This is a genomic window from Plantactinospora solaniradicis (genome assembly GCF_042658085.1).
Taxonomy (GTDB): Bacteria; Actinomycetota; Actinomycetes; order Mycobacteriales; family Micromonosporaceae; genus Plantactinospora; species Plantactinospora solaniradicis.
This window is the reverse complement of sequence record NZ_JBHSPR010000060.1, coordinates 1-2,526: the sequence shown is the minus strand read 5'-3', so window position 1 is coordinate 2,526 and position 2,526 is coordinate 1. Positions and strand designations below refer to the sequence as shown.

Here is a 2,526-nt window from a genome sequence, read left to right as displayed (position 1 = left end):
CTACTTGGCCTTCTTGGCCTGAACCTTGGCGTACTTCTGCTGGAACTTCGCGACCCGGCCGGCGGTGTCGAGCACGCGCTGCTTGCCGGTGTAGAACGGGTGGCAGGCGCTGCAGGTCTCGACGTGGATCGAGCCCCCCTTGGCCGTGCTGCGGGTCGTGAACGTGCTGCCGCACGAGCAGGTCACCTCGGTGGTGACGTACTCGGGGTGGATGTTGGGCTTCATGTCGCCTCGGTCCTTTCATCGATGGTCGCCGGGTCGCCGTCGGCACCCGTCACCCGCGATAGGGCGTATCGCTGCGCGGTGACGGACTCGGGCGTGAACCGGAACCGTTGGCCGACTGACCAGTGTGCCATGGCTGTGGGGCCGACCCGAAATCGGGCTGCACACTCGATCCGTGACGGATAACGTCACTCCTCCCTCTCGCATTCCCACCCGGCCGGAAGGCACACCCCGTGATCCCCGTAGCCGCCGATCCCGCCACCGCGGCCCCGGTCGCCCCGCCCGTCACCCGACTCGCCGACATCCTCGACCCGGCGGCGCTGGACGCCGCCCTCGCGGACGGGCACGTACGGGTGCAGCGCCACCCCGATCGGCCGCTGTCGATCTACAACTACACCGAGGCGTGCGTCTTCGCCCACAACTGGACGCCGGTGACGTTGACCTGTCGGGGTCTCGTGGTGGACGACACCTCCGGGGTGGTGCTGGCCCGGCCGTTCCGGAAGTTCTTCAACCACGACCAGCCGGGCGCGCCGGACCTCCGACTCGACGCACCGGCCGTCATAACGGACAAGTCTGACGGATCGCTCGGCGTCCTGTATCCGGACGGGAGCGGCTTCGCGGTCGCCACCCGGGGCTCGTTCGCCTCGACCCAGGCCCGGCACGCCACCGCCGTGCTCCGGACCCGGTACCCCGGCTTCGTCCCGCCGGCCGGCCACACCGTGCTGGTCGAGATCGTCTACCCGGCCAACCGGATCGTGTTGGACTACGGGGACCTGGACGACCTGGTGCTGCTCGGCACGGTGGAGATCGGGACCGGTCGCAGCCACGGCCCGGAGGCGGTGCCCGACTGGCCCGGTCCGGTGGTCGAACGGCTGCCCCACCGCACCCTGGCCGAGGCACTGGCCGCCCCGGTACGCGACGGCCGGGAGGGCCTGGTCGTGCACTGGCCCGACACCGACACCCGGGTAAAGATCAAGTACCCGGAGTACGTCCGACTGCACCGCCTGACGTTCGGGCTGAACGCCCGGGTGGTCTGGGAATTCCTGGTCACCGAGCAGGATCTCGCCAGCCGGGTCGCGCCGCTGCCCGACGAGTTCCACCGCTGGGTCGACTCGGTCGTGGCCGAACTGACCGCGACGGTCGAGGCCCGGACCGCGAAGATCGAGACGGCGTACCGTGAGATCATGGCCGAGCTGCCCGACGGATGGACCCGTCGCGACTTCGCCGAGCGCGCCGCCCGGCACCCCGAGCGCGCTTCTCTCTTCCTGCGCCTCGACGGCAGGGACTACCGCCCACTGCTCTGGCAGCGGATCCGCCCTCCGGCGGACTGGACCCCGCACAACGTGGAGTGAGACGACGTGACCCGACTGATCGTCACCCGCGGTCTGCCCGCGTCCGGGAAGACGACCTTCGCCCGGAAACTCCAACCGGGAGTCGTCCGGGTGAACCGCGACGACCTACGCCGGATGCTGCACGGCGAACGGCTCTTCACCCAGTGGGCCGAGGGCCAGGTGACCGTCGTACAGCGGGCACAGGTCGAGGCGCTGCTGCGGGCCCGCGCCGACGTCTGCGTCGACGACACCAACCTGCGGTCCCGGACCGTACGGGACTGGGCCCAGCTCGCCGCCCGGTTCGGTGCGACCTTCGAGCTGCACGACTTCACCGACGTACCGGTGGACGAGTGCGTCCGGCGCGACGCCGAGCGCCCGGAGCAGGACCGGGTCGGCGAGGAGGCCATCCGGCGGCTGCACGACCGCTATCTCGCCGGCCGCAAACTGCCGCTGCCGATACCGACCGTCGAACCGGGCGCACCGGGGACCGTCTACACGCCCCCGTCGGCCGACGCGCCGGAGATCGTCCTGGTGGACATCGACGGCACGGTCGCGCTGATGTCCGGACGCAGCCCGTACGACATGAGCCGGGTCGGCGAGGACCGGCCCAACCACGCCGTCATCGCGGCGGTCCGGGCGATGCACTCGGCCGGCTACGGCGTGGTCTTCTGCACCGGGCGGGACGCGTCCTGCCAGGAAGTGACCACGGCGTGGCTCGACGAGCACGTGGCCGTCCCCTATCTGGCCCTGCACATGCGGGCGGTCGGCGACGCCCGGCGGGACTCGGTCGTCAAGCGGGAGATCTTCGATCGGGAGATCCGCGACCGGTACCGGGTGGTCGGGGTCTTCGACGACCGGATGCAGGTGGTCCAGATGTGGCGGCAACTCGGCCTGACCGTCTTCCAGGTCGCCGAGGGCGACTTCTGACGCCCGCCCGCCCACCCACCCGCACGCCCACCCACCCGACCACGCC

At 70.9% G+C, this 2,526-nt stretch carries 3 protein-coding genes; 2 read left to right on the top strand and 1 reads right to left on the bottom strand.

Annotation, left to right across the window (positions count from 1 at the left end; translation table 11 throughout):
• The gene (gene rpmE, locus ACFP2T_RS39610; RefSeq protein WP_121156762.1) at positions 1-225 is read right to left on the bottom strand and encodes a 50S ribosomal protein L31; all 225 of its coding nucleotides are present in this window, start codon (positions 223-225) and stop codon (positions 1-3) included.
• A gap of 230 nt (positions 226-455) precedes the next feature.
• On the opposite strand from rpmE, the gene ACFP2T_RS39605 reads away from it, so the two are divergent.
• Positions 456-1,574, top strand: coding sequence for an RNA ligase (locus ACFP2T_RS39605; RefSeq protein ID WP_377431626.1), 1,119 nt, complete (start codon positions 456-458; stop codon positions 1,572-1,574).
• A gap of 6 nt (positions 1,575-1,580) precedes the next feature.
• Entirely contained in the window at positions 1,581-2,480 is a 900-nt protein-coding gene (locus ACFP2T_RS39600) for a phosphatase domain-containing protein (RefSeq protein WP_377431623.1), read from the top strand.
• Positions 2,481-2,526 lie beyond the last annotated feature (46 nt).